The sequence below is a fragment of the Aeromonas sp. FDAARGOS 1411 genome, from assembly GCF_019047125.1.
In the GTDB taxonomy this organism is placed as follows: Bacteria; Pseudomonadota; Gammaproteobacteria; order Enterobacterales; family Aeromonadaceae; genus Aeromonas; species Aeromonas veronii.
Genome location: NZ_CP077214.1, coordinates 1,723,369 through 1,736,780 on the forward strand (window position 1 = coordinate 1,723,369; position 13,412 = coordinate 1,736,780).

Sequence of the window (13,412 nt, forward strand, 5' to 3'; positions counted from 1 at the left end):
CTGCCCTTTTCTATTCTCTTTCGTTGAGGCCATCATGTTACCCAGCCACTTTTTCGCCAATCTCGCCCGCATGAAACTCATCTACCGCTGGCCCCTGATGCGCAACATCCAGCCGGAAAATATTGCCGAGCACAGCCTGCAGGTCGCCATGGTGGCCCATGCCCTCGGCATCATCAAAAACCGGCTTTTTGGCGGCAGCGTGAATGCCGACCGCGCCGCCGTCATGGCCCTCTACCACGACAGCAGTGAGGTGCTGACCGGCGATCTGCCTACCCCGGTCAAATACTTCAACCCCGAAATTGCCCGCGAGTACAAGAAGATAGAACTGGCCGCCGAACAGCGTCTGCTTGGCATGCTGCCGCCAGAACTGATCGATGACTTTCGCCCCCTGCTCGATTCGGCAGCCCAGGATGACGAGCTGGCCAGACTGGTCAAGGATGCCGACACCCTCTGCGCCTATACCAAGTGTCTGGAGGAGATCAACGCGGGCAACCGGGAGTTCGAACCGGCTCGCAAACGCCTTGAGGCCATGCTGGCAGCGCGGATGAGCGAGGAGATGCGCTACTTTATCGACACCTTTGTGGCCAGCTTCTCTCTGCCGCTCGATGAGCTTAACGCTCACTAAGCCAGTCCACGCGACCGGAAAACAGCAGGGCCCGCCGGTTTTCACCGACGGGCCCTTCGTTATTTATGGCGCATTAGATGCAGCGCATCAGTGACCCAGCTCGCGGGAAGGTACCAGACCGCTCGCCCGCCAGGCGGGATAGAGGGTAGCCACTAGGCTCATCAGGATGGCGGCGCCCGTCACGATGAGCAAATCCTGCATATGCAACTCGGTCGGCAAAAAGTCGATAAAGTAGATATCCGGATTAAGGAAGCGGTGGCCAATGAGCTTCTCGATGACACCCAGGATCTGGGTCAGCTTGCTCGAAAGCAGCCCGCCCAGCAGCGCACCGAGCAGGGCACCGGCTACACCGTTGACCATCCCCTGAATGACGAAGGTGAGCCGGATCTGGCCGGGGCTCGCCCCCATGGTTTTCAGGATGGCGATTTCGCTGCGCTTCTCGTTCACCGCCATCACCAGAGTGGAGACGATGTTGAAGCAGGCGACGGCCACCACCATCAGCATCACCACATACATGACGGTACGCACCATCTGGATGTCCTGATAGAGATAACCCTGGCTGTTCATCCAGCTGCGGATATAGACGTGATGGGGGAACTGCTGCGCGGCGGCGATCGTAATATTTTGTGCATTAAGCACATCGTTCACCCGCAGGCTGAAGCCCTCTACATCGCTGCCCATGCCGGTGATCGCTTGCGCATCGGCCAGATGCATAAAGCCGAGTAGGCCGTCGAGCTGACCGCCGATCTCCAGCAGCCCCACCACGGTCAGGGCTTCGCGCCGAGGATTCTTGATCCCCGCCTGATCGCCCCCTTGCGGCAGCAGCAGGGCGACCGAATCCCCCACCTTGACCCCCAGCTTGTCGGCAATAGTCTTGCCCAAGATCACCCCACGTTCACCCGGTTGCAGCTCACGCAGACCACGGCCCGTCATGTATTTGCCTGCATCCGACAGATTGGCCTCCAGATCGGGTAACACAGCGCGCAGTTGTACCCCCTTGAGGGCGGAGCCATGCTCCAGCAGGCCATTGAGGCGAATGACCGGGGCAGCCGCCTCAACGCCCGGCTGGGCCAGCAGGTAGTCACGCAGACGCGGCCAATCCGGCAAGGGCCGCTCGACGGCGTCCAGCTCACCTTGCGGCACCACGGAGAGCACCCTGTCTTTGAGCTCCCGCTCGAAACCGTTCATGGCGGAGAGGCCCAAAATCAGCGCCATCACCCCGAGGGCGATACCGATCAGGGAAGAGGCGGAGATAAAGGCGATAAACCCGTTGCGACGACGGGAGCGGCTATAGCGCAGGCCCAGAAAAAGGGGCAGCGGTTTTAACATCAGGCAACCTCCGCCATCACGCCGCTCACCAGCGTGACACGACGATGGAGCTTGGCCGCCAGACTCAGATCGTGGGTGACCACCACAAACGCAGTGCCCAGCTCACGGTTGAGCTCACAGAGCAGCTCGTAGACGGCGGTAGCGCTGGCGTGATCCAGATTACCGGTCGGCTCGTCCGCCAGCACCAGGCTCGGTTCGTTGACCAGCGCACGGGCAATCGCCACCCGCTGGCGCTCACCACCGGAGAGCTCGGACGGTCTGTGGTTGAGACGGTGGGAGAGCCCTACACGCCCCAGCATCCGGGTCGCCTTCTCGGTAGCGACCGCTACCGATTCACCGGCGATCAGCAGCGGCATGGCCGCATTTTCCAGCGCACTGAACTCGGAGAGCAGGTGGTGGAACTGGTAGACAAAGCCCAGCTCGCGGTTGCGAAAGCGAGCCTGGGTACGGCTGTCCCAATGGTGGATATCCTCCCCCTTGAACAGCACGGCGCCACTGGAGGGGTTGTCGAGGGCCCCCATCAGATGCAGCAGAGTGGTCTTGCCGGAGCCGGAGCTCCCCACCACCGCCAGCATTTCACCGGGTGCGACGCAGAGATCGATCCCCTTGAGCACCTGAGTCTCCAGCTCCCCCTCTTTATAGACATGGTTGAGCGCCTGGCAGCGCAGCAGAGGTTCACGGGATACGGCTTCATTCATAACAGGGGCTCCACTTGCCTCGGTAACAACGCTGGCACCCGCAACTACGGGGGCACCAGTCACAACAGAAGATGCATTATTCACGGCATTACTCATAACGCAGCGCCTCGGCCGGTTTCACCCGCGCGGCGCGGGCCGCCGGATAGAGGGTGGCACTGAAGCTCAGCAACACGGCGCCCAGCAAAATGGTGATGACCTGAGCCGGCTCGACAATCACCGGCAGGCCACTGCCGCCCGCCGCCATATAGAGGTTGAGCCCCACCGCATTGAGTAGGGGGTTGAGACCCAAGGAGAGCGCCAGGCCAGCCAGCCCGCCAAACAGGGCGCCAATCACCCCGCTGGAGGCGCCGAGCACCATGAAGATTTTGACGATCCCCGATTCACTCATGCCCATGGTGCGCAGGATGGCCACTTCGCCCTCCTTGTCCGTCACCACCATCACCAGCGCGGAGAGGATGTTGAAGGTAGCGACGGCGATGATCAGCACCAGCATCAGCCCCATCATCCGTTTTTCCATAGCGACCGCCTGGAACAGCTCGCCCCGCTCGCGGCGCCAATCCTGCCAGACCAATCCGTCAGGCAACGGCGTCTTGATCACTTCGTCGGCCGCAAAGGGATCATCGAGCCAGAGGCGAATGCCACCGACGGTTTCTGGCGGCAGGCGCAGCAGCCGCTGGGCATCCCCCAAGGCGATCAGCGCAATCTGGTTATCCACATCGGCGCCTACCCCGAAGATGCCGGAGACGGTAAAGAGGCGCTGGGCCGGTACCCGGCCAAACGGGGTGAAGCGGGTCCCTTCGGTCAGGATCAGGCGAACCTGATCGCCGATGGAGACATTGAGGCGGCGTGCCACCCCCTGCCCCAGCACGATGCGGTAGTGGCCGGCCTGCAGGGTATCGAGGCGTCCCCCCAGCATCTGGCTGTGGAGGATGTCATCCTTGGGCCACTTTGCAGGGTCGATCCCCTGCACACTCACCCCGGTCAGCTGGCCGGGGCTTTGCAGCATCCCTTCGCTGTCGAGCATGGGGGCCGAGGCGACCACATGGGGTAATTTGGCCAGATCCGGCAAGCCTTGCGGGTCTGCATCAATACGGCCAGCCTGATTGGTCACCACCACATGGGGGATCACCCCGAGGATGCGCCCTTTGAGCTGCCCTTCGAAACCGTTCATAACCGAAATGACCACCATCAGGGCGGCGACCCCGATGGCGATGCCAAAGGTAGAGAACAGGGAGATAAATGAGACGAAGCGATTGCTGCGCTTCGAGCCTGCATAACGCAGGCCGATGGCCAGCGAAAGGGGCTGAAAAAGTCCGGTCTTCAAGGATATGTACGTTGCCAACAAAATAAGATACCGGATAATAAAGGGAAACCGTCCATGACAACAAGGGATAGCCTCCATGCAGGAACAGTTCTTCAGCGTCACTCATGCCACGCCGGTCAATGTGATCCCCATGTCGGCCGACTTCCACCTCCCCTCGTTGGAGGAGCTGGACGCTGAGCTGCCGGAGCCCTTTCGGATCTCTTCGGCCATTACCTCCATCGATCTGGTGACCACTCGCCTGCTGCGCAACCAGAACGAGTCGATGCACGATTTGATCGAGATCGTCAATCAGCAGTCCCGCAAGATCGACATGATCATGGGCTATGTGCTCTCCCTGCAGGACCATCCTGAGCAGCGCTTCCACACCCTGCGCTTCGGGGCTGGCCAGCTCACCTACCTGCACCCCTATCATGATCACGGGGCTGCGCCGCACCTGCACCAGATAGTGCGCCTCAAGATCTTCCTGCGGGAAGAGGCGGCCGCCATCTACTGCTATGGCCAGGTCAAACAGCTCGACGGCGGTGAACATGGCACCCATGTGCAGCTCGACTATGTGCGGATCCGCGAAGATGACCGTGAACTGCTGGTTCGTGCCAGCCTCCACGTGCAATCGAAACAGCTCAAGCTGCGCGCCCAAGAGCGTCAGCGCTAACCAGAGCGAACGTCAGCGATAGATAACGTCAACGTTAAAAGAATCGAACCATGCCAATGACACTCCCCGCCTTGCCCGCCAAAGCGGGCCAAAAGATCACGCTCGGCCAGCTGGTCGGCAGCAGCCTCTCGCTGATTGCAGCCCGTCTCACCAGTGAAGCCAAGGGGCCGGTACTGCTTATCACCGCCGATACCCCGAGCGCCCTGCGCCTGGAGCAGGAGCTTCAGTACTTGCTGGCAGGCAAGCAGCCAGCCGCTCAATCCGTTCCCGTATTGCTGTTCCCCGATTGGGAGACCCTGCCCTACGACACCTTCTCTCCCCATCAGGACATCATCTCCCAGCGGCTCGAGACTCTCTACAAGCTACCGCAGATGAGCAAGGGGGTGCTGATTGTCCCCATCTCCACCCTGATGTTGCGCTGCGCCCCCCGGGTCTATCTCGACAAATACAGCCTGATGGTGAAGGCCGGCCAACGCCTCAATCTGCAACAGTTGCGCGGGCGGCTGGCCGAGGCGGGTTACGTGGCGGTGGATCAGGTGCTGGAACATGGCGAATTTGCCGCCCGCGGCTCCCTGCTCGATCTCTTCCCCATGGGCAGTAGCAGCCCCTATCGCATCGACTTCTTCGACGATGAAGTGGACTCCATCCGCCCGTTCGATCCCGAAACCCAGCGCTCCAGCGAACCGGTCAAGACGGTCAGCCTGCTGCCCGCCCGGGAATACCCTACCGACGAGGCGGCCATCGAACTGTTTCGCGGCCAGTTCCGCGAGCAGTTCGAGCTGTCGCGGGCCGAGGGTTCCGTCTATCAGGAGGTGAGCAAGGGGCGCTGGCCCGCCGGCATCGAGTATTATCTGCCGCTCTTTTTCAACCAGACCGCCAGCCTGTTTGACTACCTGCCGGAAGAGACCCTGCTGCTCACTGTGGGGGATATCTACCCCGCCGCCCAGCGTTTCTGGAACGATATCGGCCAGCGCTATGAAGACAGACGCTGGGACAACACTCGCCCCCTGCTACCCCCGGCCCAGCTCTATCTGCCGGTGGAGCAGCTCTTTGCCTCCCTCGGCCAATATGGTGCGGTGCGGCTGCAAGAGTCCGCTACCGCCGGTGATGCTGGTCAGCACGATCTGCCCATCTCCGCGCTGCCCGACCTGCAACTCGATCACAGCAAAGAGCAACCCCTGCTGGCGCTCAACCAGTTCCTCCAAGGTTTTGCCGGGCGCACCCTGTTTGCGGTGGAATCCGAAGGACGGCGGGAGGTACTCGGCGATCTGCTGGCGCGTATCTCACTGCAACCCAAGGAGTTCCCCTCCCTCGACGCCTTTATGGCGAGCCCGGATCGCCACGGCCTGCTGGTTGCACCGCTTGAGCGTGGCTTCCTGTGGCAGGAGGTCGGTCAGGATCCACTGGCGCTGATCACCGAGACCGAACTGCTGGGCGGCAAGGTGCGCAGCAAGCGGGCGCGGGAGAAGAGCAAGAACCTGAGCTCCGATGCGGTGATCAGAAACTTGGGCGAGCTGACCCAGGGTCAGCCAGTGGTCCATCTGGATCACGGGGTCGGCCGCTATCTGGGGCTCGAAACCATCGATGCCGGTGGCCTGCCCACCGAGTTTTTGACCCTCGAATATGCCGGCGGCGACAAGCTGTTCGTGCCGGTTACCAGTTTGCATCTTATCAGCCGCTACACCGGTTCTGATAACCCGCCCAGCCACAAGCTCGGCGGCGAGGCCTGGAGCAAGGCGCGGCGCAAGGCGGCGGAGAAGGTGCGCGACGTGGCAGCCGAGCTGCTGGATGTCTACGCTCATCGCGCCGCTCGCGCCGGTTTTGCCTTCAAGCACGACAAAGAGGCCTATCGCCAGTTTGCCGCCAGCTTCCCGTTCGAGGAGACCGACGATCAGCTCAACGCTATCAATGCAGTGCTGGGGGACATGTGTCAGGCCAAGAGCATGGATAGACTGGTGTGCGGCGACGTCGGTTTCGGCAAGACCGAAGTGGCGATGCGGGCAGCGTTTGTGGCTGTACACGGCGGCAAGCAGGTTGCCGTGCTGGTGCCCACCACCCTGCTGGCGCAACAGCACTACGACAACTTCCGCGACCGCTTCGCCAACTGGCCGGTGCGGGTCGAGGTACTGAGCCGCTTCCGCTCCGCTAAAGAGCAGAGCGCAGTGATGAAGGAATTGGCCGAAGGCAAGGTGGACATCATCATCGGCACCCACAAGCTGCTCGGCTCCGAACTCACCTTCAAGGATCTCGGGCTGCTCATCGTCGATGAGGAGCACAGATTCGGGGTACGCCAGAAGGAGAAGATCAAGGCGCTGCGGGCCGATGTGGATATCCTCACCCTCACCGCCACTCCTATTCCACGCACCCTCAATATGGCGATGTCCGGCATGCGGGATCTCTCCATCATCGCCACGCCGCCCGCCAAGCGACTCGCCATCAAGACCTTCGTGCGCCAGCACGAACCGGCGGTGGTGCGCGAGGCGGTGCTGCGGGAATTGAAGCGTGGCGGGCAGGTCTACTACCTGCACAACGACGTGGAGAGCATCGAGAAGTGCGCGGCAGACCTTGCCGAACTGGTACCGGAGGCCCGCATCGGCATCGCCCATGGCCAGATGCGCGAGCGCGAGCTTGAGCGAGTGATGTCGGACTTCTACCACCAGCGCTTTAACCTGCTGGTCTGCACCACCATTATCGAAACCGGCATCGACGTGCCGAGCGCCAACACCATCATCATGGATCGGGCGGATCATCTCGGACTGGCCCAACTGCACCAGCTACGGGGCCGGGTTGGCCGCTCCCACCATCAGGCCTACGCCTATCTGCTCACCCCCCATCCCAAGCTGATGACCAAGGATGCGGCCAAGCGGCTTGAGGCGATCGCCTCGCTTGAAGATCTCGGCGCCGGTTTTGCGCTGGCGACCCACGATCTGGAGATCCGTGGTGCAGGCGAACTACTCGGCGACGATCAGAGCGGCCAGATTGAATCAGTCGGCTTCACCCTCTACATGGAGATGCTGGAGCAGGCGGTCGAGGCGCTGAAAAATGGCAAAGAGCCGTCGCTCGAGCAGCTGATGAGCCAGCACACCGAGGTGGAGCTGCGCCTGCCTGCGCTGCTGCCGGATGACTATATTCCGGACGTCAACATGCGCCTCTCCATGTACAAGCGGATCGCCAGTGCGGCGGATGAGCAGGAGCTGCGCGAGCTGAAAGTGGAGCTGATCGACCGTTTCGGCCTCTTGCCGGAGGCGACCAAAACCCTGCTGGAGCTGGCTGCCTTCCGCCAGCGGGCCACCGCCCTTGGCATTCGCCGGGTGGAGATGAGCGAGCGCGGCGGCTATCTCGACTTCACCCAGGAGACCAAGGTTAATCCGGCCTATCTGGTCAAGCTGCTCTCCAGCCAGCCCCGGGTCTACAAGATGGACGGGCCGACCCGGCTGCGTTTCCAGGTGCCGACCCAGGATCGTGCGATGCGCCTGAAACTGGTCGATGGTTTGCTGGCTGATCTGGCCAACAACAGCCTGTGAATCTCTGCAACGCTGGCGTCGACCCAGACAGATAACGCCAACTAAAACGGGAGCCAAATCGGCTCCCGTTTTTGATTTGCTATCTGACTACTGCGTACGTTCAGTTCTGATTGGCCGGATCCTCATGGGCAGAGAACTCGCGCATAAAGGCCTCGGCGCGCTCCACCATTTTGGTCGAGCCAACGAAGTAAGGGGTACGCTGGTGCAGCGCGGTGGGCTGGATATCCATGATCCGGCCAAAGCCATCGGAGGCCTTGCCACCGGCCTGTTCCACCAGAAACGCCATCGGGTTGCACTCATAGAGCAAGCGCAGCTTGCCATTCGGCGAGTTGGTGCCGGACGGATAGATGTAGATGCCGCCCTTGAGCAGGTTGCGATGGAAATCGGAAACCAGGGATCCGATATAGCGGGAGGTGTAGGGTCTGTGGGTCGCTTCGTCCCGCTCCTGGCAATATTTGAGGTACTTCTTCACCCCGTCCGGGAACTTGATGTAGTTGCCCTCATTGATGGAATAGATCTTGCCCTCTTCCGGGATGCGGATGTTCTCGTGAGAGAGGCAGAAGCAACCGATGGAAGGATCGTAGGTAAAGCCGTTGACGCCAAAGCCGGTGGTGTAGACCAGCATGGTGGAGGAGCCGTAAACCACATAACCGGCGGCGACCTGACGGTTGCCCGGTTGGAGGAAGTCCTCCAGCGTCACCGGCGATCCCTGCGGGCTCAAACGGCGGTAGATTGAGAAGATGGTCCCGACCGAAACGTTGACGTCGATATTGGAAGATCCATCGAGCGGGTCGATCAGCACCACATACTTGGAGTTTTTGGAGAGCGGTGAGTCAAAGGCGACGAAGTCCTCTTCTTCTTCCGAGGCCATGCCGCACACCTCGCCGCGCGCTTCCAGCGCCGCCTTGAAGCGTTCGTTGGCGTAGACATCCAGCTTCTGCTGCACCTCGCCCTGTACGTTTTCAGCGCCCATGGAACCGATGATATCCGCCAGTCCCGCCTTGTTGATCTCCCGGTTCACCACCTTGGCAGCAAGGCGGATCGAGCTGAGCAACGAGGTCAGCTCGCCGGTCGCGGTAGGATAATCCGCCTGCTTTTTGACGATGAACTCACCCATGGTGATCATGTTTCGCATTTTTGTTCCTTTAGATCGCATCCGTTGGCATTGAAAACGTTTGCAGGCGTCAGCAAAAAAAATGCCGATCACCGGCGGCCTTGATTTGTAACCTAATGTAACGTCTGTTTTTTGTTTTTGCAGCGAATTAAGCGGCCTATTAAATAGGCTATTTCGCCTCATGTTATGGTAAAAGGCGCTTTTTATTCGGTTTCATTCGATAAGTTTCGGCCCCTTAATTCGTGGCAATAACCTGCTGCGAGCCATGATCCGACTGGCCTTGGGACATTAAAAATGGAGTCTGATGGGCCTGCCGTTCCCTCAGCCATTGCCTCTTGAGATCCGATCGCCAATCCAGCACACTGATTTCGCTTTGGAAGCAAATAAAACTCAAGGATTATCAATGAACAAGACTCTCATTGCCGGCATGGTAGCCGGACTGTTTGCCCTTCCCGCCTGGGCTGCCCAGGTGCCTGCCGGTACCAAGCTGCTGCCGGATGCCCAACAAATCTACGTGACCAATATCGGCACCGAACCCACTACCATCGACCCCCAGCTGGTAGAAGAGACCGCCGGTAGTGCCATCGTCAACGATCTGTTTGAAGGGCTCTATGAGCTGGATAATACCGGCAAGATCAAACCAGCAGGCGCCGTCAGCTACGAGGTCGACAAGACAGGTACCGTCTACACCTTCAAGCTGAGGCCCGAGGCCAAGTGGTCAAACGGTGAACCGGTCACCGCCGCCGATTATGTCTACGGCTGGCAACGGGCGGCCGATCCCAAGACGGCCTCCAACTACGCCTGGTTTATCGAGTTGACCGGAGTGGTCAATGCAAGGGAGGTGACAGAGGGCAAGAAGAGCCCGTCAGAGCTCGGGATCAAGGCGCTCGATGACCACACCCTGCAGGTCACCCTGAAAAATCCGGTCCCCTTCTTCCTGAAGACGCTGGCCCACTACACCACGTTCCCGGCCCCCAAGGCCACCATTGAAAAATACGGCAAGGATTGGGTCAAACCGGGCAATATCGTCTCCAACGGTGCCTTTGTACTCAAGGAGTGGACCCCCAACGAGCGGCTGAGTGCCGAGCGCAATACCCACTACTGGAACAACCAGCACACCGTCCTGAACAAGGTGATCTATCTGGAGATCATCTCGGAAACCGCCGCCTACAACCGCTATCGCACCGGTGAACTGCACTACACCACTTATCCGCTGGAGCAGTACAAGCAGCTCAAGAGCAAGAGCCCGGAAGAACTGGTCAGCGTCCCCACGCTGGCCAGCTATTACTATGTCTTCAATACCCAGCGCAAACCGTTCGATGACCCGAAAGTACGCAAGGCGCTCTCGCTCGCCATCGACCGGGAGACCATCACCGACAAGATCCTGGGACAGGGACAAATTGCCGCATATAGCTTCACGCCCCCCATTGTGGACGGCTTTGAATTGAAAAAACCGGCCAGCCAGCTGCAGAGCAAAGATGAGCGGATCAAGCAAGCCAAAGCCCTGTTGGCCGAAGCGGGATATGGCCCGGACAAGCCACTCACAGTGGACATTCTCTACAACACCAACGAGAGCCACAAAAAGATTGCGCTGGCCGTCTCCTCCATGTGGAAACACAACCTGGGGGTCACTGCCACCCTCAACAACATGGAGTGGAAGACCATGGTCTCGGCACTCAACGAGGGGGATTTCGGGGTTAGCCGCTATGGCTGGAACGGGGATTATAACGATGCCTCCACCTTCCTCGACATCATGACCTCCAGCAGCAGTGCCAACAGCGGCAAGTGGTTCAACAAGGAGTATGACGCCCTGCTGGCCAAGGCCCACGACTCGCTGGATCCCGCTGAACGCAATGCCCTGTATCAACAGGCAGAGGCACTCATTGATGCGGATGCCCCCATCGCCCCCATCTATTTCTCGGTCAAATCAAGGTTGCTCAAGCCTTTCGTGAAAGGCTACCCCCACCTTAACCCGCAGGATGTGGTCTACAGCAAGGAGCTCTATCTGGTTGCCCAGTAACCGGCTCGGCAAGATGTGACCATAAAAAAGCGCCTGCATTGCTGCAGGCGCTTTTCATTGGCGGCCATTGGGCCCACTTACGCTTTCACGCAAGATTACTCTTCGGGACAGGGTGCCAACACCACCCGGCGGCGACCCATCACCACCGGACGCACCAGCAGCTGTGCCAGCAAGACACCCAGCAGGGTCAGCCCACCCCCGATCAGGTGATAGCTGGTCAGCCGCTCCCCCAGCAGGGTGATGGCAAGGCCAGCCGTCATCACCGGCAGCAGGTTCATAAAGATGGCGGTACGGTTGGCGCCGAGCAGGGCGATGCCCTGCATCCAGAGCCAGGGCGAGAGCGCCGAAGTGGGGATACCGGCATAGAGGATCAGCCACAGGGCCCGCCCATCAGGCCACTGGCCATCCACCAGCAAAAAGAAGGGGGTCAGGATCACCACACTGCAGATCACCTGACCGTAGAGCAGCGACCAGTTGTCGAGCCCCAGATCCCACTTCTTGAGCAGCACGCTGTAAAGGGCATAAGTACCGGCCGAGATCAGCATATAGACAGAGCCGATATGAATGCCTTGGGTAAACAGCCGGGTCGGATCCCCCTGCCCCAGCAAGATAGACAAGCCAAGGATTGAAAGCAGCGCCCCCAGCACGGCGCCCCAGGTGGGCCGCTCGCGCAGCAGCCAGATGCTGAACAGCACGGTCAGCAGCGGCGTCAGTCCCATCATCAACCCCATCTCGGTGGCTCCCAGAGTTTGCGCCGCGTAGTACCCAAAAGTCTGGTTGAGCACCATGCCCAGCAAGGCCAGCATGGCGATCTGCCAAAAACCGGCACGAATGCGGGCACGCGCACGCCATACCCGACGGGCAAGAAACGGGCTTAATACCAGCGCAGCCACCACCCAGCGCGACCAGGCCAAGGCTGCAGGGGACAACACACCAACCGCCAGTTTACTGACGATGCCATTGCCAGCCCAGATGGCAATGCAGGAGAAGGGAAACAGACAGGCAAGGGGCATGAGAAGATCCAGACCGAAGAGACAACAGCGGGCCAGTATAGGGGGCGATGGGAGATAAACAAAGGTGTGGGCCTGAACAGCCACATGATGAACGCCAGTCGCCAGAAACAAATATGCCCGCAAAAGTGCGGGCATATCAGTGCAGAAACAGGTTCAGAAGCGCATCACGCGGCATCCATGTGCAGTCTGGAGATCAGCTCGTTGACCTCGGTGACTGTCTGGCGATGGGGAATATCCGCCGGATTCGGCATCAGCAACAAACCGGATTGGAAATCAAACCGCCCCCGACCATGGATGTAAATCCGACCTTTAAAGAAGGTTTTGACATGCTTTGCCACCATCAGTGGCAGGTACTTCTTGAACACTCTCATCGTTTGCAACCTCTTGCAGTTGTATCCGTATGACAGCAGCTTCTGCGAATTAATTCCGTAAAATATTTATAAAAATCCGGAAAACTCGCCCATCTCTTCCCAAAAAATTCAATCTATAACTTTTTATTAACTTTTAGCCTATTGTATGCGGCCCTTCGAGCCAGAGCAAGGCTCCTTTGCCATCGTGCCACTCGATACAGGCGATCCCTGAGGTGGCGAACATGGGTGCTCCTGCGGCCGGGCAGAGGCTTTGCACCAGATAACCCACCAGCGGCAGATGGCTGACCATCAGGATCTGGTCATGTTGCTGCGCCAGGGTGGTGAGGTAGCTGGCCACGAAAGCGGGATCACCGTAAGGGGTAATGTCGCCACTCTCTTCAACGGCTGCTGCGTCAGGTAATTCACTGCATATGGCTTGCCAGGTCTGGCGTGCCCGCAGATAGTTGCTGTGGATCACCCGATCCAGCGGGCCAATCAGCTGAGGCGCCAGCCAGCGGGCCATCTGGATAGACTCTTCAATACCCTGCTCGGTCAATGGACGCTGTTCATCTGTTTTCGCATTCATGCCAGCCTGGCCATGACGCATGATATAGATCTTCATTACAACCTCGCCCAACGGGCCTGTTTTGATAGCCGGGGGATCTTACCCCGCCACGGGTGTGGAAACAATTGCGCTACCTCTCAGAAAAGGGTTTGCCTGACGGGATAGCGGGGTCGATAATCATGTTTAAATTCAAATAAA

The 13,412-nt window shown here is 59.5% G+C and carries 11 protein-coding genes; 4 read left to right on the forward strand and 7 right to left on the reverse strand.

What is annotated here, in order from left to right:
* Positions 1 to 34: 34 nt before the first annotated feature.
* Positions 35 to 625, forward strand: a complete 591-nt coding sequence (gene yfbR, locus I6L41_RS07610; protein ID WP_043825506.1) for a 5'-deoxynucleotidase — start codon at positions 35 to 37, stop codon at positions 623 to 625.
* A gap of 87 nt (positions 626 to 712) precedes the next feature.
* Here the strand turns inward: yfbR and lolE are convergent, their stop codons facing one another.
* The 3 genes from lolE to I6L41_RS07625 all read right to left on the reverse strand — a co-directional run bounded on the left by lolE (position 713) and on the right by I6L41_RS07625 (position 3,976).
* Positions 713 to 1,954, reverse strand: coding sequence for a lipoprotein-releasing ABC transporter permease subunit LolE (gene lolE, locus I6L41_RS07615; RefSeq protein WP_216963114.1), 1,242 nt, complete (start codon positions 1,952 to 1,954; stop codon positions 713 to 715).
* Positions 1,954 to 2,652, reverse strand: a complete 699-nt coding sequence (gene lolD / locus I6L41_RS07620; RefSeq protein ID WP_005360062.1) for a lipoprotein-releasing ABC transporter ATP-binding protein LolD — start codon at positions 2,650 to 2,652, stop codon at positions 1,954 to 1,956. Before lolD ends, lolE begins: the two co-directional genes overlap by 1 nt.
* A gap of 88 nt (positions 2,653 to 2,740) precedes the next feature.
* Positions 2,741 to 3,976, reverse strand: a complete 1,236-nt coding sequence (locus I6L41_RS07625) for a lipoprotein-releasing ABC transporter permease subunit (RefSeq protein ID WP_058057474.1) — start codon at positions 3,974 to 3,976, stop codon at positions 2,741 to 2,743.
* A 76-nt stretch (positions 3,977 to 4,052) separates the two neighbouring features.
* On the opposite strand from I6L41_RS07625, the gene I6L41_RS07630 reads away from it, so the two are divergent.
* Both I6L41_RS07630 and mfd read left to right on the forward strand, forming a co-directional pair.
* Complete coding sequence (locus I6L41_RS07630) at positions 4,053 to 4,628, forward strand: PilZ domain-containing protein (protein ID WP_216963116.1); 576 nt, start codon at positions 4,053 to 4,055, stop codon at positions 4,626 to 4,628.
* Positions 4,629 to 4,684: 56 nt separating this feature from the next.
* Entirely contained in the window at positions 4,685 to 8,152 is a 3,468-nt protein-coding gene (gene mfd, locus I6L41_RS07635) for a transcription-repair coupling factor (RefSeq protein ID WP_216963884.1), read from the forward strand.
* 100 nt (positions 8,153 to 8,252) lie between these two features.
* Here mfd and fbp read toward each other — a convergent pair whose 3' ends face one another.
* Complete coding sequence (fbp, locus tag I6L41_RS07640) at positions 8,253 to 9,287, reverse strand: class 1 fructose-bisphosphatase (protein WP_216963118.1); 1,035 nt, start codon at positions 9,285 to 9,287, stop codon at positions 8,253 to 8,255.
* A gap of 382 nt (positions 9,288 to 9,669) precedes the next feature.
* On the opposite strand from fbp, the gene I6L41_RS07645 reads away from it, so the two are divergent.
* Positions 9,670 to 11,286, forward strand: a complete 1,617-nt coding sequence (locus I6L41_RS07645; RefSeq protein WP_216963120.1) for a peptide ABC transporter substrate-binding protein — start codon at positions 9,670 to 9,672, stop codon at positions 11,284 to 11,286.
* Between the two features lie 95 nt (positions 11,287 to 11,381).
* Here I6L41_RS07645 and I6L41_RS07650 read toward each other — a convergent pair whose 3' ends face one another.
* From I6L41_RS07650 to sixA, 3 genes are all read right to left on the reverse strand, one after another.
* Positions 11,382 to 12,299: a DMT family transporter gene (locus I6L41_RS07650; RefSeq protein WP_216963122.1), complete on the reverse strand. Its 918-nt coding sequence runs from the start codon at positions 12,297 to 12,299 to the stop codon at positions 11,382 to 11,384.
* A 164-nt stretch (positions 12,300 to 12,463) separates the two neighbouring features.
* A complete protein-coding gene (locus I6L41_RS07655; protein WP_005336998.1) occupies positions 12,464 to 12,670 on the reverse strand; it encodes a DUF1107 domain-containing protein in 207 nt (68 codons plus the stop codon).
* Between the two features lie 133 nt (positions 12,671 to 12,803).
* On the reverse strand, positions 12,804 to 13,271 hold the full coding sequence (gene sixA / locus I6L41_RS07660) for a phosphohistidine phosphatase SixA (protein ID WP_005351311.1): 468 nt from the start codon (positions 13,269 to 13,271) through the stop codon (positions 12,804 to 12,806).
* Positions 13,272 to 13,412 lie beyond the last annotated feature (141 nt).